This window comes from Pseudomonas sp. MF6396 (assembly GCF_002018915.1).
GTDB classification, from domain to species: Bacteria; Pseudomonadota; Gammaproteobacteria; order Pseudomonadales; family Pseudomonadaceae; genus Aquipseudomonas; species Aquipseudomonas palmensis.
In genome coordinates this window covers 64,912-84,144 of record NZ_MVOK01000012.1, presented here as the reverse complement: position 1 = coordinate 84,144, position 19,233 = coordinate 64,912, and the positions used below count along the sequence as shown (strand labels likewise).

The window sequence follows — 19,233 nt, the reverse complement described above, 5'->3', positions numbered from 1 at the left end:
GTAGACAGGAAGCCACGCGCGATTGACTGTAACTATAGTTGTGCGAGACGTTGCATATCGACTGTCACACAAAAGTCATAAAAAAGACTCGCAACTGCGTCAGGTCAAGCCTTGCCACACTGCGCGTTGGCGTCGGCGGCGGATCGTGGCACGATTGCCGGGTTATCGACCGAGAACCCATCACCATGCCGCAAAACCCAGCCAAGAATCTGTCCCTGATAGCCGCCATCGACCTGGGCTCCAACAGTTTCCACATGGTCGTGGCCAAGGCCCACCACAACGACATTCGCATCCTGGAGCGGTTGGGGGAAAAGGTTCAGCTGGCCGCCGGCATCGACGAAGAGCGCCAGCTCAGCGAAGAGTCCATGCAACGCGGGCTCGACTGCCTCAAGCGCTTCGCCCAGCTGATCAACGGCATGCCTGACGGCGCGGTGCGCATCGTCGGCACCAACGCCTTGCGCGAAGCGCGCAACCGCGGCGAATTCATCCGCCGCGCCGAAGCCATTCTCGGACACCCGGTGGAGGTGATTTCCGGCCGTGAAGAAGCACGCCTGATCTACCTGGGCGTCTCCCATACCCTGGCCGACACCCCCGGCAAGCGCCTGGTGGCCGACATCGGCGGCGGCAGTACCGAATTCATCATCGGCCAGCGCTTCGAGCCCCTGCTGCGCGAAAGCCTGCAGATGGGCTGCGTGAGCTTCACCCAGCGTTACTTTCGCGACGGCAAGATCACCCCGGCGCGCTATGCCCAGGCCTACACCGCCGCGCGCCTGGAGCTGATGAGCATCGAGAATGCCCTGCACCGCCTGACCTGGGATGAAGCCATCGGCTCCTCGGGCACCATCCGCGCCATCGGCCTGGCCCTGAAGGCCGGCGGCATGGGCAACGGCGAGGTCAACGCCGAAGGTCTGGCCTGGCTCAAGCGCAAACTGTTCAAGCTGGGCGATACCGACAAGATCGATTTCGAAGGGGTCAAGCCCGACCGGCGCACCATCTTCCCGGCGGGCCTGGCGATCCTGGAGGCGATCTTCGACGCGCTGGAACTGCAACGCATGGACCACTGCGAAGGTGCCCTGCGCGAAGGCGTGCTGTACGACCTGCTGGGCCGCCACCACCACGAAGACGTGCGCGAACGCACCCTGACCTCGCTGATGGAGCGCTACCACGTCGACCAGGGCCAGGCGGCACGGGTCGAGCGCAAGGCGCTGCATGCCTTCGACCAGGTGGCCAAGGCGTGGGATCTTGAAGACGGGATCTGGCGCGAACTGCTGGGCTGGGCGGCCAAGGTGCACGAAGTGGGGCTGGACATCGCCCACTATCATTACCACAAGCACGGCGCCTACCTGATCGAGCACTCCGACCTGGCCGGCTTCTCCCGTGAAGACCAGCAGATGCTGGCACTGCTGGTGCGCGGGCACCGGCGCAACATCCCCAAGGACAAGTTCGCCGAATTCGGCGACGACGGCGTGAAGCTGATTCGTCTGTGCGTGCTGCTGCGCTTCGCGATCCTGTTCCACCACATCCGCGGCACCCAGCAGATGCCGACGGTCAAGCTGCATGCCGCCGGCCAGAGCCTGGATGTGGAGTTCCCGGCCGGCTGGCTGGAACAGAACCAGCTGACCCAGGCCGATTTCGGCCTGGAAGCCGAATGGCTGGCCCGGGTCGGCTTTACCCTCAGCGTACGATAAGCACCGGGTTGCTCAGGCGCTCGAGCAGAGTGGCCTGGGCACTGCGCGGGTTCTGGTTGCCGGTCGGCGTGCTGCGCACATAGCGGCCGTCCGACTGCAGCAGCCACGCGTGGGTGTTGTCGGTCAGGTACCCCTCCAGCTCCTTCTTCACCCGCAGGATCAGCTTCTTGCCCTCCACCGGGAAGCAGGTCTCGACACGCTTGTCGAGGTTGCGCTCCATCCAGTCGGCACTGGAAAGGAACATCTGCTCTTCCCCGCCATTGAGGAAGTAGAACGCCCGGGTGTGTTCCAGGAAACGCCCGATGATCGAGCGCACGTGGATGTTGTGCGAAACGCCCGGAATGCCCGGACGCAGGCAGCACATGCCACGCACCACCAGGTCGATGCGCACGCCCGACTGGCTGGCCTTGTACAACGCCTTGATGATCTTGGGGTCGGTCAGCGAGTTGAACTTGGCGATGATATGCGCCGGCTTGCCTTCCAGGGCGAACTGGGTCTCGCGCGCGATCATGTCGAGCATGCCCTTCTTGAGGGTGAACGGCGCGTGCAGCAGCTTCTTCATGCGCAGGGTCTTGCCCATGCCGATCAGCTGGCTGAACAGCTTGCCGACGTCCTCGCACAAGGCGTCGTCGGAGGTCAGCAGGCTGTAGTCGGTGTACAGGCGGGCGTTGCCGGCGTGGTAGTTGCCGGTACCCAGGTGCGCATAACGCACGATCTCGCCGGCCTCGCGCCGCAGAATCAGCATCATCTTGGCGTGGGTCTTGAACCCGACCACGCCATAGATCACCACCGCACCCGCCGCTTGCAGGCGGCTGGCCATCTGCAGGTTGGACTCTTCGTCGAAACGCGCGCGCAGTTCGATCACTGCGGTGACCTCCTTGCCGTTACGCGCCGCATCCACCAGCGCGTCGACGATCTCGGAGTTGGCGCCGCTGCGGTACAGGGTCTGGCGCACGGCCAGCACGTGCGGATCTTTCGCCGCCTGACGCAGCAGGTCGACCACCGGGGTGAACGACTCGAAGGGGTGCATCAGCAGGATGTCCTGCTTGCTGATGACACTGAAAATGTTCTCGCTGTTCTGCAACAGCTTGGGAATTGCCGGGGTGAACGGGGTGTACTGCAGCTCCGGGTGGCTGTCCAGGCTGGTGATGCTGAACAGGCGCGTGAGGTTGACCGGGCCATTGACCTGGTACACCTCGTGCTCGCTCAGGCTGAACTGCTTGAGCAGGTAATCGGACAGGTGCTTGGGACAGGTATCGGCCACTTCCAGGCGCACCGCATCGCCATAGCGACGCGAGAACAGCTCGCCACGCAGGGCACGGGCCAGGTCTTCGACGTCCTCGGAGTCCAGCGCCAGGTCGGCGTTGCGGGTCAGACGGAACTGGTAGCAGCCCTTGACCTTCATGCCCTGGAACAGGTCGTCGGCGTGCGCATGGATCATCGACGACAGGAACACGTAGTTGTCGCCGGGGCCACCGACGTCTTCCGGCACCTTGATCACCCGCGGCAGCAGACGCGGCGCCGGAATGATCGCCAGGCCCGAATCACGGCCGAACGCATCGATGCCTTCGAGCTCGACGATGAAGTTCAGGCTCTTGTTCACCAGCAGCGGGAACGGGTGGGTCGGGTCCAGGCCGATCGGGGTAATGATCGGCGCGATCTCGTCGCGGAAATAGCGGCGCACCCAGGTCTTGAGCTTGGTGGTCCAGTGACGCCGGCGGATGAAGCGAATCTGGTGCTTTTCCAGCTCCGGCAGCAGCACGTCGTTGAGGATCGCGTACTGGCGGTCCACTTCGCTGTGCACCAGCTCGCTGATGCGCGCCAGCGCCTGGTGCGGCTGCAGGCCGTCGGCGCCGGCCTGCTCGCGAGCGAAGGTGATCTGCTTCTTCAGGCCCGCCACACGAATTTCGAAGAACTCATCCAGGTTGCTGGAAAAGATCAGCAGGAACTTCAGTCGCTCCAGCAGCGGATAGGACTCGTCCAGCGCCTGCTCCAGCACGCGGATGTTGAACTGCAGCTGGGACAATTCGCGATGGATGTACAGGCTGCTGTCGTCCAGGCCCGGCACGGCAATCGCCGGCACCGCCGGGGCCGGAGCCACCACGGGCGCCTCGGCTTCGACCACCGGCGCGGGCTCGAGGTCCGGCGGGGTTTCGACCAGTTGCTCGGGCACCGGCTGGGCATCCTTCACTTCGACTTCGGTAAGTGCTTCGTTATTCATCTAGCGTTCCTGAAGGGCGTTACTGCCCTCTCATCAATTGTGCGGCGCGAACAGCGAAATAGGTCAGGATGCCGTCGGCGCCCGCCCGTTTGAAAGCGGTGAGGGATTCGAGGATAACCCCTTCCGAGAGCCAGCCGTTCTGGATCGCGGCCATGTGCATCGCGTACTCGCCACTGACCTGGTAGACGAAGGTCGGCACCTTGAACTCGTCCTTGACCCGCGCAAGGATATCCAGATACGGCATGCCTGGCTTGACCATTACCATGTCGGCGCCTTCGGACAGGTCGGCGGCCACTTCATGCAGGGCCTCGTTGGTGTTGGCCGGGTCCATCTGGTACGAGGCCTTGTTGGCCTTGCCCAGGTTCAGCGCCGAGCCGACCGCGTCGCGGAACGGGCCGTAGTAGGCGCTGGCATACTTGGCCGAGTAGGCCATGATGCGCACGTTGACATGACCGGCCAGCTCCAGGGCTTCACGGATCGCCTGGATCCGCCCGTCCATCATGTCCGACGGGGCCACCACCTGGGCGCCGGCCTCGGCATGCGACAGCGCCTGGCGCACCAGGGCGTCGACGGTGATGTCGTTCTGGACGTAGCCTTCCTCGTCGAGGATACCGTCCTGGCCGTGGGTGGTGAACGGGTCCAGTGCCACGTCGGTGATCACCCCCAGCTCCGGGAAGCGGTCGCGCAGGGCGCGGGTGGCGCGCTGGGCAATACCGTCCGGGTTGTAGGCTTCGGCGCCATCCAGCGACTTCCTGTCCAGCGGGGTCACCGGGAACAGGGCCAGCGCCGGAATACCGAGCTTCACCCACTCCTCGGCGGCCTGCAGCAGCAGGTCGATGCTCAGGCGCTCCACGCCCGGCATCGAGGCGACTTCCTCGCGACGGTTTTCGCCGTCCAGCACGAACACCGGCAGGATCAGGTCGTCAACAGTCAGTGTGGTTTCGCGCACCAGGCGACGGGAAAAGTCGTCACGGCGGTTGCGACGCAGGCGAGTGGCAGGAAACAAACGGTTAGCGGGGGTAAAGCTCACGGCAGACTCCTGAGCCCGCGCAGGCGGGCGAGCGCGACAGTTATAAGCAGTCATTATGACGCCCGTATGACGACCTGAGGCAACCCTGCGACTTATGGACGCATTCATTCTCCTTGTAGGAAATGTTCACGTCGAGACACATTTGGACACTTTCCCTAAAGCCTCCCAGGGGGTAGGCTGCGCGTTCATTTCGCCAGCACCCAGAAAATGCTTGAACAATTCCTGCAGGATTTCGGCTATTTTGCCCTTTTTCTAGGCACCTTTTTTGAAGGTGAGACCATACTGGTTCTCGCCGGATTTCTTGCGTTCCGTGGCTACATGGATATCAACATGGTGGTGCTGGTTGCCTTCTTCGGCAGCTATGCCGGCGACCAGCTGTGGTACTTCATGGGGCGTCGTCACGGGCGCAAGCTGCTGGCGCGCAAGCCGCGCTGGCAGATGATGGGGGACAGTGCGCTGGAGCACATCCGCCGCCACCCCGACATCTGGGTGCTGAGTTTCCGTTTCGTCTACGGCCTGCGCACGGTGATGCCCGTGGCCATCGGCCTGTCCGGCTACCCGCCGCGCCGCTACCTGCTGCTCAACGGCATCGGTGCCGCAGTATGGGCACTGGCCCTGGGCGCGGCCGCCTACCACTTCGGCGCCATCCTCGAAGGGCTGCTGGGCAACGTGAAGAAGTACGAGCTGTGGGTACTCGGTGCCCTGGTGGTACTGGGCGCCCTGCTGTGGCTGCGCCGGCGCTTCAAGGCCGCGCGCATTGCCCGCCAGGAAGCCGCCGAGGCCCAGGCCGAACAGGCGCGGGCCCAGGCCCGGGAGCAGCACCCTGGCGAAGGTGGCGACCGGCCATAGGCCTGGCTGCTCGCTCTCACGACTGAACACTCCCCCTGCATTGCGATCTATGTAGAGAGCCTGGCGAGAATGGCCAAATCAGGGGACATTTAGCGCCTTGAACGGGAGTAGTGAGCATGACCAAGAAAAAAGTTGCGGTGATCCTTTCCGGTTGCGGTGTGTACGACGGTGCCGAAATTCACGAGAGCGTCATCACCCTGCTGCGCCTTGACCAGCGTGGCGCCCAGGTGCAGTGCTTTGCACCGAACATCGCGCAGATGCATGTGATCAACCACCTTACCGGCGAAGAGATGCCCGAAACGCGCAACGTGCTGGTGGAGTCGGCGCGCATTGCCCGCGGCGAGGTCAAGGACCTGCGTGAAGCGAATGCGGACGACTTCGACGCACTGATCGTGCCCGGTGGCTTCGGCGCTGCGAAAAACCTCTCCAACTTCGCCGTGGAAGGCGACAAATGCTCGGTCAACCCCGATGTGCTCGCACTGGCCGAAGCCTTCGCCGAAGCGGGCAAGCCGGTGGGCCTGATCTGCATTTCGCCGGCCCTGGCGGCCAAGATCTACGGGCCAGGCGTGGTCTGCACCATCGGCAACGATGCCGACACCAGCGCGGCCGTGGTCAAGATGGGCGGCACCCATGAAGAATGCGATGTGCACGACATCGTCGAAGACACTCAGCGCAAGCTGGTCAGCACCCCCGCCTACATGCTGGCGCAGAGCATCGGCGAGGCGGCGGGCGGGATCTACAAGCTGGTCGACCGGGTGCTGGAACTGACCCACGAGGCCGACTGAGGCATCACTGCGGGTAGGCGCGTGCCAACCGCGTGAGAATGCGGTCCAGCGCATTGGCGAAGGCCTGTTTCTCACGCTCGCCGTAGGGCGCCTGCCCACCACCGACCTGGCCCTGCTCGCGCAGGTCGGTGAACAGGTTGCGCACCGCCAGCCGCTCGCCCATGTTGCGCTCGTCGAATTCGCGACCACGCGGATCGAGCGCGGCCACCCCCTTCTTGACCAGCCGATCGGCCAGCGGCACATCGCTGCAGATCACCAACTCGCCGGGCACGGCGTGTTCCACCAGGTAGTCGTCGGCAGCATCCGGCCCGCTGGGCACCACGATGAGCCTGACGCAGGCAAAGGCCGGCTTGATCTGGCCCTGACCGGCGACCAGCACCACCTCGAACTGGCGCTTGAGGGCAAATTTGACCAGTTGGTCCTTGGCCGCCTTGGGGCAGGCATCGGCGTCGATCCAGACACGCATGGTTGGGTTATCCACCGCAAAGAGAACAAGGCGCACAGTATCCCTGCATTGGCGCGGCGTTGCAGCATTCGCCGACAAGCCAGCGCAGGGGCCCTCGATCAGTGCACCGAAACCCGCCGCCCTGCCAGCCAGCTGCGCCCGTACAACACCGCAATGGCCACAAGCGCCAATACCTGCGCGGCCAGCGAATACGCATCGGCATGAATCCCCAGCCAGTCGAAGTCGAAGAACGGCACTGGCCGCGTACCGAACACCCCCGCCTCCTGCCACGCCTTCACCCCATGCCCGGCGAACACCACCGACAACGCGCACAGCAGCGCCGCGTTGATGCTGAAGAACAGCGACAGCGGCAATTTCGCCGACCCGCGCAGAATCACCCACGCCAGCCCCACCAGCAGCACCAGCGCCGTCGCCCCGCCGGCCAGCACCGCATCGTGCGCCGCAGGCCCGGCCTGCAGCCACAGGGTTTCGTAGAACAGGATCACCTCGAACAGTTCGCGGTAAACCGAAAAGAACGCCAGCACGGCAAAGCCGAAGCGGCCGCCGCCCCCCACCAGGCTGCTTTTGATGTAGTCCTGCCAGGCCGCCGCATGGCGCCGGTCGTGCATCCATACCCCCAGCCACAGCACCATCACGCAGGCGAACAGGGCGGTGCAGCCCTCCAGCAGTTCACGCTGTGCGCCCCCCACGTCGATCACGTAGGCAGCCAGTGCCCAGGTGGCAAAGCCCGCCACCAACGCCAGCGCCCACCCCACGTTGACGCTGCGCACTGCCGACTGCTGCCCGGTATTGCGCAGGAAGGCCAGAATCGCCGCCAGCACCAGGATTGCCTCCAGCCCCTCGCGCAGCAGAATCAGCAGGCCGGAGATGAAGCTCAGCGACCAGCTCAGGCCATCGCCACCCAGCAGCTTGGCCGATGCTTCGAGCTCGGCCTTGGCCGCCGCCAGGCGTTGCGTCACCTGCTCCACCGGCAAGCCGTCCTGCAACCCCTGGCGGTAGGCCATCAGGGCCTTTTCGGTGTTCTTGCGCAGGTTGGCATCGACGTTGTCCAGGGCGCTTTCCACCAGCTCGAAGCCCTCCAGGTACGCCGCCACCGACAGGTCGTAGGCCTGCTCGTGGTCGCCGGCACGATAGGCGGCCAGGCTCTGTTCGAGGGTGGTGGCGGTGTAGTCGATCAGTTGGCCAGGGCCGCGTTGCGCCGCTGGCGGCTTGGCGCGCTGGGCACGAAAGGCGGCCGCCGCCTCGCCACCCTGGGAGTCACGCACCTGCGCCGGGGTGAGCTGCGCCAGCTCGGCCAGGCTGAAGCGCCGGTCGGCCTGCACAGCACCAGGCTCGGCGCTGAAGCCGGCAATGTAGCTGGCCACATCCCAGCGCTGGCGCTCGTCGAGCTGGTCGGCGAACGCCGGCATGTCGCTGCCCTCGATGCCCTGCTCCATCACCCGGTACAGCTCGGCCAGGCTCAGGGTGTCGAGCCGCGCCGCCTGGCGCAGATCGCCCGGCGGTGGGTCCAGCCCCAACCCCGCCGGCCCATCGCCGGCGCCGCCGTCACCGTGGCACACCGAACAGTGCTGGGCGTACAGCGGTGCACCGCGGGCCGGGTCCGGGGTAATCAGCGGCGCTTGCGGCGCGGCACTGCTCAAGGCACTGCCCAGGGCCAGCAGCGGCCCTAGCAGCCAGGCGAACACACGGGGGCGGGGCATCATGGGAGCCAATCTCGAACAGGAATGAGGAGGATTGCATTGTTCACTTCCACTTGCGCCGGCTCAAGCACCACCCGGAAGTTTCATGAAAAATTTTGAAACAAGTTTATCTCCTACCCCGGGAATCGACTTATTCCTACACCACGCGGGAAATGTGACTACTGGCACATCCAAGAAAAAATGAAGCACAAGGCCATTAATTAGCCAGTCATTGCGTCTATAATGCCGCGCCTTTCGTTATAGCGAATGGAAATACAGGCTCCTCTGCTAAGAGGATTTGGAACTAGCGTCCAAAGGGATCACCGCCACTCGCCGGCGCCTAACGTCACTTTTTCAGGGAAGAGATTCAAGATGGCCTCCCGTGTCCTCACCGTCGCCACGCTGTGCGCGATCGTCCAACTGACGGGCTGCGCAGCGTTTCGCAGCTACGACAGCGAACTCCAGGAAACCAACCAGCAGCTGGCCAGCGGCAACGTCGACGCGGCCCTGGCCCTGCTGGAAAAGAACAACAAGGGTGAGGACAAGGACCTTCTCTACTACTTCGAGAAAGGCGAACTGCTGCGCTCCAAGGGCGACCTGAGCGGCAGCCAGGATGCCTGGCGCGAAGCCGATAGCGTGGTGTTCAAGTGGGAAGAGTCGGTGAAGCTGGACACCGCCAAGTACCTGAGCCAGTTCGGCAGCTACCTGGTCAACGACAAGGTGCGCCGCTACGAAGGCTACGACTACGAAAAAGTCATGCTGACCACCCAGATGGCCCTGAACCTGCTGGCTCAGAATGATTTCGACGGTGCCCGCACCGAAATCAAGAAAACCCACGAACGTGAGGCCGTGATCGCCGAGCTGCGCGACAAGGAATACCTCAAGCGCGAAGAAGAGGCCGAGAAGGAAGGCGTCAAGACCGAGTACAAGGACCTGCAGGGCTACCCGGTGGCCGCCCTGGACGCGCCTGAAGTGGTCGGCCTGAAGAACAGCTACCAGAGTGCGTTCAGCCACTACCTGTCCGGCTACGTATACGAAGCACTGGGCGAAAAAGGCCTGGCTGCACCGGGCTACCGCAAGGCGGCCGAACTGCGCCCGAACACCGCGCTGCTCGAGCGTGCGCTGCTCGACCTCGACAAGCCTGCCGCCAAGGGCGCCGACAGCGACGTGCTGATCGTGGTGCAGAGCGGCCTGGCGCCGGCCCGCGACTCGGTGCGCATCCCCCTGCCCCTGCCAATCAGCGGCAATCTGGTGATCACCCCGCTGTCGTTCCCGATCATCAAGGAAGACACCTCCACCGCGCACTTCAGCGAGATCTACCTGAACGACAAGACGCTCTCGCTGACCGCGCTCAACAGCACCACCGCCATGTCGCGCCGCGCGCTGCGTGACGACATGCCAGGCATCATCCTGCGCACCAGCGTGCGCGCCATCACCCGTGGCGTGGCGCAAAAACAGCTCAACGACGTCAACCCGCTGGCTGGTCTGGCCGTGGGCATCGCCTCGGCCGTCACCGAAGGCGCCGACACCCGCACCTGGCGCACCCTGCCGGACGACACCCTGGTTGCCCGCGTGCGCCTGGCCCAGGGCGAGCACCAGCTGAGCCTGCCGTCGAACCTGGGCGGCAGCAAGATCGCCGTGAAGATCGATCGCCCCTATCAGGTCGTGGCTCTGCGCGTCGTGGGCAACCGCGTCTACGCCGGTGGCCCGGCCCTGCAAGTCACCCAGCCTGCGCCGGCCGCCGCCGTCGCCAGCCTCAAGTAAGCCAAGGAATCGCCATGCGCCTCAAGCTTCTCGCCGCGCTCGCCACCGCCACCCTGCTGGCCGGCTGCGCCACCCCACCACCGCCCGCACCGGGCAGCGCCGCCAGCAAGGTGGTCGTGATGGGCAAACTGAGCAACATCGATATCGGCCCGATGCGGGTTGCCCGCGAAAACGGCTTCATGACCGTCAAGGTCTCGCTGACCAACACCAGCCGCAGCAACAAGACGATGTTCTATCGCTTTGCCTGGCTGGGCAACGACGGCTTCCCGGTCGCCAGCGAAGAAAGCTGGAAGACCCTGAGCCTGTACGGCTCGCAGTCCACCGTACTGCCAGCGATTGCCCCGGTCCCCCAGGCCACTGACTTCCGCATTGAAGTCCAGGCCCAGTAATTTTCAATTTTCAGGAGATGCTCAACATGATGTTCGCTCGTTTTTCCCTGCTGGCCGTAGTGGTCGCGCTGGCCAGCGGCTGCGCCAACAACTCCCCTGTACTGGGCGGCAAGAACATTGGCTACGGCGACAGCAAGGCCGTTGAACTGGTCACCAACGAGTTCGGTTCCACCGACCTGCAGATGATCGCCGAAAGCATGACCCGCTCGCTGGCCCAGTCCGGCATCCTGCAGGGCCGTCCGGTGGTTCAGGTCTACGACGTGAAGAACAAGACCAGCGAGTACATCGATACCCGCGAGATCACCACCTCGATCAAGACCCAGCTGATGAAGACCGGCACCGCCCGCTTCGCCAGCGACAACAACCAGATGCAGAGCCAGGTCGACCAGCTCAAGCTGCAGAACCAGAGCGGCCTGTACAAGAAGAACACCGTTGCCAAGACCGGCAACATGATCGCTGCCAAATACCGCCTGGAAGGGTCGATCAGCTCGATCGTCAAGCGCAGCAGCGACTACAAGGACGTGTTCTACAAGTTCAGCCTGCAGCTGATCGACGTGGAAAGCGGCCTGGCCGAGTGGATGGACGAAAAAGAAATCCGCAAGACCACGGAGCGCTAAGCAATGCGTGCATGGATGGGCATCATCGGCCTGGCTTGCGCGTTCGGCGTGCAAGCGGCCCCCAAGGTAGCGGTCACCGACCTGGCTTATCAGGAGCGCGTGGAGCAGTACATCCACATGGTCTCGGCGAGCAGCAACTCGAATGCGAGCATGTACCACGCCAACGCGTCGTCCAGCTACAGCGAGTTCGAAAGCAGCCAGAGCTACATCGAGCAGACCGAGCTGCGCAAGTTCAGCGGTGACATCAAGGGCGAGATCCTCAAGTCCGGCATGTTCCAGCTGGTGCAGGGCACGCCGTACACGGCCAAGGCCAAGCAGGACGTGTATGACGTGATCGCGCGGATCAAGGCGGGCAACTACAAGGGCGCCGACTACGTACTGTTCGGCACCCTGTCGGATATCGACTTCCAGCGCGATATCACCTCGATCGACAACACCAACAGCTACTCGGCGATCCTGGGCCTGACCCTGGTGGCCGACTTCAGCCTGATCAACACCCGTACCTACGAGATCACCTCGGCGTTCACCGCCATGGGTGAAGGCCAGGACACCAAGCTGGTGAACAGCCAGGACGTGCGGGTCAGCCTGAACCGTCCGCGGGTGGTGCGTGAAGTGTCCAAGGAACTGGGCATGGATGTGGCCAGACAGCTCAAGGAGCAGCTGGTGGGTGTGATGCCGGATCAGGAACGTGCGCCGATGCGCAACAACCTGCCGCCGGATGAACCGGCGCAGATCTTGCGCTGAGCATGCAAAAGGCGACCTTCGGGTCGCCTTTTTTATTGGGTGTCTGTGCTGGCCTCTTCGCCGGCAACGCCGGCTCCCACAAGAACAGTGGTGAACCGCGATGGAAGGCGCAGCCTTCCGGTCTTAGACCGGCGCCCGGCGAATGGTCGCCAGCAATGTCGCCGCACCCAGGAACAACCCGGCAAACGTGCGGTTCATGCGCCGCTGCTGCCGGGGCGTGCGCAACAGGCGCAGCACCCGCGCCGCCAACCCGGTATAACCCGCCATCACCAGCAGGTCCACCGCCACCATGGTGCCGGCGATCGTCAGGTACTGCGGCAGCAGCTCGGCATGCGGATTGATGAACTGCGGCAGCACCGCAAGCATGAAGATCAGCGCCTTGGGGTTGCTGACGTTGACCAGAAAACCACGGAACACCAGGCTCAACGGCTTGCCGATGGGGCGTACCGTCGAGTCGTCGGCCAGGTCTGCCGGCAGCGCTCGCCACTGTTTCACGGCCAGGTAGATCAGGTAGGCAACGCCAAACCATTTGATGACCTGGAACGCGGTAGCCGAGGCAGCGAGTACCGCGCCCACGCCGGCGGCAATGATCGCGATCTGCATCACCAGCCCCAGCTGCAGGCCCAGCGCGTTCCAGTAGCCGCGCCAGAAGCCGTACTGCAGGCCGCAGGACATGGACGCAATGGCCCCCGCCCCCGGCGAAAGACTGATTACCCAACAGGCAGCAAAAAAAGCCAACCACGTTTCCAGCGACATCACACACCTCGGCCCGGACCCTTGTTCAAGGGTTCCACGCTAATGCGCCGCTGAAAAAATCACCACATTTTTTTGCAGCCGGTGTTCAGGCCCCGGGTTTCGGGCTTTCGCTTACCACGGCCAGGCCGTCCGAACCGCGCCAGCGGCGCACGCTCTTCTGGAAGAACTGGCTGTTGGGCACCTGCACCAGTGCGCCGCCCGCCTCGGGCAGTTCGACTAGGGTGGTGAACAGCAGGTTGATCGCGGTCACGCGGCCCTTGACCCCCGGCTTGTCGAGGGTCTCGACCAACTCGACCACGTCGCCGATGCGAAACGGCCCCACGGTGAAGATCAGCACTGCGCAGAGCAGGTTGGACAGTACGCTCCACATCGCGAAGAAGGCCACCGCCGCCACCGCGACAAAGCCCGACAGGGCCGTCCACAGCACCGTGGCCGAAACACCCAGGCGCTCCAGCACGAAGATCAGCGCGCTGCCCATGATCAGCCAGCGCAAGCCGCCGCGCAGCGGCACCATCAGCTCCGGCGGCAACGGGTAACGCTCGCTCAGGCGAGTCAGGCAGCGCGCCACCAGGCGTTGCAGCAGGTACGCCGCGACCAGGATCAGCAGTATCTGCAGGCCCATCCAGAAGGGGCCGATCCACTCGACCGGCAGCAATCCCTGCATCGACTCCATCAGGACAACGCCTCCAGCTCGGCCTGCATGCTTTCAAGCACTTCGAGCGCTTGCATCCAGGCTTCTTCCAGCTCGCCTTCGCGCACCTTCAGCTTGGCCTGGCGGGCCAGCAGCTCGCGCAGCTCGTCCTTGCGCGCCGCTTCATACAGCGCGCTGTCGCTCAGGCTGGCATCGACCCCGGCCAGCTCTTCATGCAACTTGGCCAGCTCGGCTTCGAGCTTGTCGGCCTGGCGCTTGTGCGGGGCCAGTTGCTGGCGCAACGCCGCCGCAGCCTGGCGCTGGGCCTTCTTGTCGGTCTTGTCGGGGTTGACCGGTGTGGTGCTGACCGGGGCATTGCGCTGACGATACTCGACCAGCCAGCGGGTGTAGTCGTCGAGGTCGCCATCGAAGGTCTCGACCTTGCCGTCTGCCACCAGCAGGAAGTCGTCGGTGGTGCTCTTGAGCAGGTGACGGTCGTGGGACACCACCAGTACCGCGCCACTGAACTCCTGCAGGGCCATGGTCAGTGCCAGGCGCATCTCCAGGTCCAGGTGGTTGGTCGGTTCGTCGAGCAGCAGCAGGTTGGGCCGCTCCCAGGCAATCAGCGCCAGGGCCAGGCGGGCCTTTTCGCCGCCGGAGAAGTTCAGCACCGGCTCGTCGATGCGCGCACCGCGAAAATCGAAACCGCCGAGGAAGTCGCGCAGGGTCTGCTCGCGCTCGGTGGGGGCCAGGCGCTGCAGGTGCAGCAGGGGGCTGGCCTTGCTGTCCAGCGAATCGAGCTGGTGCTGGGCAAAGTAGCCCACCACCAGGTTCTCGCCGCGCACCAGGCGTCCGGCCAGCGGCTCCAGCTCGCCGGCCAGGTTCTTGATCAGGGTCGACTTGCCGGCGCCGTTGGGGCCCAGCAGGCCGATGCGCGCACCCGGGGTGAGCTGCAGCTTGACCTTCTCCAGCACGGTCTTGTCGCCATAGCCCAGGCGGGCTTCGGCAAGGTCGAGCAGCGGGCTGGAGATCTTCTCGGACTCGTGGAAGGTGAAGTCGAACGGCGAGTCGACATGCGCCGCCGAAAGCTCCTCCATGCGCTCCAGTGCCTTGATGCGGCTTTGGGCCTGGCGCGCCTTGGTGGCCTGGGCCTTGAACCGGGCGATGTACTTTTCCATGTGGGCGCGTTGCGCCTGCTGCTTCTCGTACGCCTGCTGCTGTTGCGCCAGGCGTTCGGCACGGGCGCGCTCGAAGGCGCTGTAGCCGCCGCGGTAGAGGGTCAGCTTGCACTGTTCCACGTGTGCCACGTGGTCGACCACCGCATCCAGGAAATCGCGGTCGTGGGAAATCAGCAGCAGCGTGCCGGGGTAGCTCTTGAGCCAGTCTTCAAGCCACAGGATCGCATCCAGGTCCAGGTGGTTGGTCGGCTCGTCGAGCAGCAGCAGGTCGCTGGGGCACATCAGTGCCTGGGCCAGGTTCAGGCGCATGCGCCAGCCGCCGGAGAAGTCGCCGACGCGCCGGTCCATCTGTTCGTTGCTGAAGCCCAGGCCGGCCAGCAGCTTGCGGGCGCGGGCATCGGCGGTATAACCGTCGGCGCTGTCGAGCTCCACATGCAGGCGGGCCAATGCATTGTTGTCGTGCGCGGCCTCGGCGGCTGCGAGCGCAGCCTGTACCTCGCGCAGGCGCACGTCGCCATCGAGCACATAGTCCACCGCCAGGCGATCGAGGGTATCGACCTCCTGGCGCATGTGCGCGATGCGCCAGTCGCCGGGCAGCTGGCATTCGCCCGAATCGGGCGTGAGCTCACCGCGCAGCAAGGCGAACAGGCTGGATTTGCCGGCGCCGTTGGCACCGATCAGGCCGGCTTTCTGGCCGGCGTGCAGGGTCAACTCGGCGCCTTCTAGCAGGCGCTGGGGACCACGCTGTAAAGTGAGGTTCGAAAGTCTGATCATAATGGCCGCGGAGTCTACCAGCTTCGATGGCAACTGGCGCGAGTAGGACCATGCACACCGACCTGTGGAATTTCGCTCTGCACCTGTACGCCCGGCCGGGCGTGGAGGCTGCCTGCCTGGCCTTGCAGGACGAAGGGGCCGATGTGTGCCTTCTGCTGTGCGGGGCGTGGCTTGAAGCCGGCAGGGCCGGGGTGACCCCCGAGCGCGTACAGCACCTGCAACAGCTGGCCGCTGCCTGGCAGCAGCATGTGGTGACACCGCTGCGTCAACTGCGCCGGCAATGGCGTGCAGACGCGCAGCACGACCCGCAGCTGACGCACTTGCGCGAGCAGGTCAAGGCACTGGAACTGGAGGCGGAGCGAACATTGCTGGCGCGCCTGCAACAGGCTAGCGAAGGCTGGATGAATCAGGGTGTGGCAGGTGACTGGCTGGCCGTGCTGGCCCCCCAGGGCACCCGGCACCACGACGCGCTGCAGGTGCTGCGCGTCGTGGCGGTGGCGGATCAGGAAGCAGTCGAGGGCGACTGAGTCACTGGGGTCGTCACGGGTGCAGCGGCAGGCGAAGCAGCCGGTGCGGCCGTGGTGGCCGCAGCAGGTGCCGAAGTCGCCGGTTTGGCAGCAGCGGGTTTGGCGGCCGGCTTGGCGGGTGCGCGGGTAGCGGCGGGCTTGGCGGGGGCCTTGGCAGCAGCAGGCTTGGCAGCTGGCTTGGCCGGAGCCTTGGCAGCGGCGGGTTTGGCAGCTGGCTTGGCGGCTGCAGGTTTGGCAGGCGCCTTGGCCGCAGCAGGTTTGGCAGCTGGCTTGGCCGGAGCCTTGGCCGCAGCAGGTTTGGCAGCTGGCTTGGCGGGCGCCTTGGCAGCGGCAGGTTTGGCAGCTGGCTTGGCGGGGGCCTTGGCGGCTGCGGGTTTGGCAGCAGACCTTGCCGGAGCCTTGGCGGCTGCAGGTTTGGCAGCTGGCTTGGCCGGAGCCTTGGCAGCGGCTGGCTTGGCCGCGGCAGTTTTGGCCGCTGGCTTGGCGGCGGCTTTGGTAGCGGCTGGCTTGGCTGCAGCCTTGCGGGCCGGGGCCTTGGTGGCCGACTTGGCCGCTACCGGAGCAGCCTTGGCCGAACGCGAGGTCAGGGCCTTGGACGCTGCTTCCTGCACCTTGCCGACGCCTTGGGCGAGCTTCAGGCTTTCCTGCGCATCACGCTTGAGCTGCACGATGTACAGGCGGGTTTGCGACTGGCGATCCTTGAGCGAATCGAGCAGGGTTTCCAGTTCGCCTACGGCGCCCTTGGCCTTGTTCTGCGCCTTGTTCTTGCCGGCGACCGCAGCGTCCTGAAGTTTGAGACGCGACTTGTGAAGTTTTTCCTGCGCCTTGCCCCGTTGTTTTTCCAACTTGGCCAACAGTTTTTCAGCATCAGCCAGTGCTTGCGAGCAGGCACTTTCCAGATGCTCGAGCAAACTGCCCGAGAGTTGATGTAGCAGGTGTAATGGCGTACTGACTGGCTTCTTACTGGCCGACATGGCTTACCTCCTGGCTGACGAGAATGCGGCTCATACTAGACCTTCTGCTGCTACCGCCGCTAGGGCATGTTGACAGTAAGTAGGACGCCGCGTTGCATGCCTGGGCAAAGTTGTTATGGCTGCAGCTGCGCACAAGTGTAGATGCTGTTAAAAAGGCTGTCGGAATTTGCTCTATGCAAAGATTCATCCGGCCCTCACCATGCACTCAAACCACCTGGAGTGAGCCTGTGCCACGCTACCTGTTACTGCTCTTGCTGCTCGCCCTGCCCTGCGCATTCGCAGACACCACCGAGCCACCGGCAAGTGCTCACGACCTGTCCTATAGCGTCGGCGCCAGCCTGGGTGAACGGTTGCGCAACGAGATGCCCGAGCTGCAGCTCGATGCCTTGATCCAGGGGTTGCAACAGGCCTACGCGAACAAGCCCCTGGCAATCAGCCAGGCACGGCGCGAAGCGATTCTCAGCCAGCACGAGGCCCAGGCCAGCGAGGCCGCCGAGCAGTCGCAGGTGGAAATGCTGATGGCGGTGGAAACCCGTTACTTGGCCACCGAACGCGCCCGTGCCGGAGTACGAGAACTACCCGAAGGCGTACTGGTGACCGAACTGGTCAAGGGCAATGGTGCCTCACCCAGGGCCGATGGCCGGGTGCAGGTACGCTACGTCGGCAAGCTGCCCGATGGCAGCGTGTTCGACCAGAGCGAACAACCGCAGTGGTTCAGCCTCAAGAGTGTGATCGAGGGCTGGCAGGTGGCGTTGCCACAGATGGCTGTCGGGGCGAAATGGCGTGTGGTGATTCCGTCGGCCAAGTCCTACGGAGCCGATGGCGCAGGCGATCTGATTCCGCCGTTCACGCCACTGATCTTCGAGATCGAACTACTGGGGGTTGCCGACTGAATGTCGGCAACGGAGGAGACAGGGATCAGGCCTGGACGGCCTCTTCTTCCTTGTGCGCGTTGTGCAGCACTTCGATCAGGCAATCCTCAAGCTCGAAGCGCTCGTGGAGCAGGCTGCCCAGCTCGCTGAGCTTCTTGGCGAAGCGCTCCTGGTCGGTACAGTTACCCTTGTCGCAGTGATCGTTGAAAGCCGACGCGATATCGGTAATGGCACTGATACGAGGGCTGATCTGCTTCGCCAGTTCCAGGCCCTTGTCATCTCCGAACGCCTTGGCTTCAGCCACCAACTGCTCACTGACCTCGAAGTGCCAGGCGGAGACGTAATCGACCAGTATCGCGCAGAAGCCGAGGTTCTTGTCCTTGTCCGCAAAAGCCGGTTTGGCATCGCGCAATGCGCGAAAGGCCGTGACCAGTTCGGCCCGCTCGTCCAGCCAGCGGTCAATCAGCTTGTGAACCCCACCCCAGCGTTCCTGAGCATTCTGACAACTATCTAACATGGCGGTGTCTTCCCTTCTGGGTCATGCCGCTGCGCCCCGTCGTGCGAGGTATGCACAACAAAGGGAGAAAGCAGCAGAACGGCATCGAGCAGCAGTGTTTTGGGTATGCGTGCAAGGGAGATTATTCCCGCGCGCCCTTGCCTTCAAGGTACGCAGGCGACAAGTTTCATACAAGTGTTTAATCGCCGCACCCGCGGCCATCGGTCGATTGCCTGGCCCCCGCCGGCAAGCGTCAGGGTTTCAATGACTTGCCCGTGGCCGCTGGCTGCACGTACAGCAGCCGCGCCAACGCCAGCGCCGCCAGCAGCAGGAAGGCCAGGAGGCTCCACTCCGGCAGGCTCAGGTCCAGAAAGCTCCAGGTGATCGAAGCGCAATCGGCCGAACCGAGCAGCATGGCGTGCAGCACGTCGGCAAGGCTGCCTTGCTCGATGAGCGCACCGAGGGGCATCGAGCAGGCCTCACCCGCCGCCACCCCGCTGCCCTGCAACCAGATCTGGCGCACCGCCAGCAAGCCGCCCCCCAGCGCCAGGCCCAACGCCGCAGCCGCATAGCGACGCGCACCCGGCTGACCCGGTGCATGCAGGCGCGCGGCCAGGCAGACACCGGCAAACACAACCAGCAATACACGCTGGCTCTGGCACAGCGGGCAAGGCACCAGCCCTTTGGTGAATTCGAGGTAAAACGCACCGGCGAGAATCAGTAACGACGCGACGAAAGCCAGGGAGAACAATGAGCGCAAACAGGCCAATGGCATGGCAAGTCCAGGTGCGGG

Annotated in this window: 18 protein-coding genes and 1 pseudogene; 9 read left to right on the top strand and 10 right to left on the bottom strand. The window is 64.3% G+C overall.

Annotation, left to right across the window (positions count from 1 at the left end; translation table 11 throughout):
* Window positions 1-185: 185 nt before the first annotated feature.
* Complete coding sequence (gene ppx / locus MF6396_RS14245) at window positions 186-1,688, top strand: exopolyphosphatase (RefSeq protein WP_043863389.1); 1,503 nt, start codon at window positions 186-188, stop codon at window positions 1,686-1,688.
* On the opposite strand, the gene ppk1 is transcribed toward ppx, so the two are convergent.
* The gene (gene ppk1 / locus MF6396_RS14240; protein ID WP_043863388.1) at window positions 1,675-3,909 is read right to left on the bottom strand and encodes a polyphosphate kinase 1; all 2,235 of its coding nucleotides are present in this window, start codon (window positions 3,907-3,909) and stop codon (window positions 1,675-1,677) included. The two genes, ppx and ppk1, sit on opposite strands and share 14 nt — an antisense overlap.
* Window positions 3,910-3,928: 19 nt before the next feature.
* The gene (gene hemB / locus MF6396_RS14235) at window positions 3,929-4,939 is read right to left on the bottom strand and encodes a porphobilinogen synthase (protein WP_043863387.1); all 1,011 of its coding nucleotides are present in this window, start codon (window positions 4,937-4,939) and stop codon (window positions 3,929-3,931) included.
* 207 nt (window positions 4,940-5,146) lie between these two features.
* Here hemB and MF6396_RS14230 point away from each other — a divergent pair, with 207 nt between their 5' ends.
* Window positions 5,147-5,788 carry a DedA family protein gene (locus MF6396_RS14230; protein WP_078480678.1) on the top strand — a complete coding sequence of 214 codons (642 nt, stop codon included), beginning with the start codon at window positions 5,147-5,149 and terminating at the stop codon, window positions 5,786-5,788.
* Window positions 5,789-5,904: 116 nt separating this feature from the next.
* Window positions 5,905-6,573 carry an isoprenoid biosynthesis glyoxalase ElbB gene (gene elbB / locus MF6396_RS14225; protein ID WP_043863385.1) on the top strand — a complete coding sequence of 223 codons (669 nt, stop codon included), beginning with the start codon at window positions 5,905-5,907 and terminating at the stop codon, window positions 6,571-6,573.
* Between the two features lie 4 nt (window positions 6,574-6,577).
* Here the strand turns inward: elbB and MF6396_RS14220 are convergent, their stop codons facing one another.
* Window positions 6,578-7,039 carry a YaiI/YqxD family protein gene (locus tag MF6396_RS14220; RefSeq protein ID WP_043863384.1) on the bottom strand — a complete coding sequence of 154 codons (462 nt, stop codon included), beginning with the start codon at window positions 7,037-7,039 and terminating at the stop codon, window positions 6,578-6,580.
* A gap of 98 nt (window positions 7,040-7,137) precedes the next feature.
* Window positions 7,138-8,661: pseudogene (locus MF6396_RS14215) on the bottom strand (FTR1 family protein); the annotation flags it as partial.
* A gap of 429 nt (window positions 8,662-9,090) precedes the next feature.
* On the opposite strand from MF6396_RS14215, the gene MF6396_RS14210 reads away from it, so the two are divergent.
* The 4 genes from MF6396_RS14210 to MF6396_RS14195 are packed head-to-tail and all read left to right on the top strand — an operon-like array spanning window position 9,091 to window position 12,232.
* Window positions 9,091-10,482, top strand: a complete 1,392-nt coding sequence (locus MF6396_RS14210; protein WP_054915494.1) for a COG3014 family protein — start codon at window positions 9,091-9,093, stop codon at window positions 10,480-10,482.
* A gap of 14 nt (window positions 10,483-10,496) precedes the next feature.
* Entirely contained in the window at window positions 10,497-10,871 is a 375-nt protein-coding gene (locus MF6396_RS14205) for a YcfL family protein (protein ID WP_043863382.1), read from the top strand.
* Between the two features lie 29 nt (window positions 10,872-10,900).
* Window positions 10,901-11,488: a penicillin-binding protein activator LpoB gene (gene lpoB / locus MF6396_RS14200; protein WP_043863467.1), complete on the top strand. Its 588-nt coding sequence runs from the start codon at window positions 10,901-10,903 to the stop codon at window positions 11,486-11,488.
* Window positions 11,489-11,491: 3 nt separating this feature from the next.
* Window positions 11,492-12,232, top strand: coding sequence for a hypothetical protein (locus tag MF6396_RS14195; RefSeq protein ID WP_043863381.1), 741 nt, complete (start codon window positions 11,492-11,494; stop codon window positions 12,230-12,232).
* Window positions 12,233-12,355: 123 nt separating this feature from the next.
* Here the strand turns inward: MF6396_RS14195 and MF6396_RS14190 are convergent, their stop codons facing one another.
* The 3 genes from MF6396_RS14190 to MF6396_RS14180 all read right to left on the bottom strand — a co-directional run bounded on the left by MF6396_RS14190 (window position 12,356) and on the right by MF6396_RS14180 (window position 15,571).
* Complete coding sequence (locus tag MF6396_RS14190; RefSeq protein WP_043863380.1) at window positions 12,356-12,988, bottom strand: LysE family transporter; 633 nt, start codon at window positions 12,986-12,988, stop codon at window positions 12,356-12,358.
* Between the two features lie 85 nt (window positions 12,989-13,073).
* Window positions 13,074-13,661, bottom strand: coding sequence for a mechanosensitive ion channel family protein (locus tag MF6396_RS14185; protein WP_043863379.1), 588 nt, complete (start codon window positions 13,659-13,661; stop codon window positions 13,074-13,076).
* Entirely contained in the window at window positions 13,661-15,571 is a 1,911-nt protein-coding gene (locus MF6396_RS14180; RefSeq protein WP_078480671.1) for an ATP-binding cassette domain-containing protein, read from the bottom strand. Before MF6396_RS14180 ends, MF6396_RS14185 begins: the two co-directional genes overlap by 1 nt.
* A gap of 50 nt (window positions 15,572-15,621) precedes the next feature.
* On the opposite strand from MF6396_RS14180, the gene MF6396_RS14175 reads away from it, so the two are divergent.
* Window positions 15,622-16,098 carry a TIGR02444 family protein gene (locus tag MF6396_RS14175; protein ID WP_058541743.1) on the top strand — a complete coding sequence of 159 codons (477 nt, stop codon included), beginning with the start codon at window positions 15,622-15,624 and terminating at the stop codon, window positions 16,096-16,098.
* Here the strand turns inward: MF6396_RS14175 and MF6396_RS14170 are convergent.
* A complete protein-coding gene (locus MF6396_RS14170; RefSeq protein ID WP_078480670.1) occupies window positions 16,074-17,072 on the bottom strand; it encodes an AlgP family protein in 999 nt (332 codons plus the stop codon). The genes MF6396_RS14175 and MF6396_RS14170 overlap by 25 nt on opposite strands.
* Window positions 17,073-17,299: 227 nt before the next feature.
* On the opposite strand from MF6396_RS14170, the gene MF6396_RS14165 reads away from it, so the two are divergent.
* Window positions 17,300-17,965: an FKBP-type peptidyl-prolyl cis-trans isomerase gene (locus MF6396_RS14165; protein WP_078480668.1), complete on the top strand. Its 666-nt coding sequence runs from the start codon at window positions 17,300-17,302 to the stop codon at window positions 17,963-17,965.
* A gap of 25 nt (window positions 17,966-17,990) precedes the next feature.
* On the opposite strand, the gene MF6396_RS14160 is transcribed toward MF6396_RS14165, so the two are convergent.
* Complete coding sequence (locus MF6396_RS14160) at window positions 17,991-18,461, bottom strand: Rsd/AlgQ family anti-sigma factor (protein WP_043863375.1); 471 nt, start codon at window positions 18,459-18,461, stop codon at window positions 17,991-17,993.
* Between the two features lie 232 nt (window positions 18,462-18,693).
* Window positions 18,694-19,215, bottom strand: a complete 522-nt coding sequence (locus MF6396_RS14155; protein ID WP_043863374.1) for a disulfide bond formation protein B — start codon at window positions 19,213-19,215, stop codon at window positions 18,694-18,696.
* Window positions 19,216-19,233: the final 18 nt, after the last annotated feature.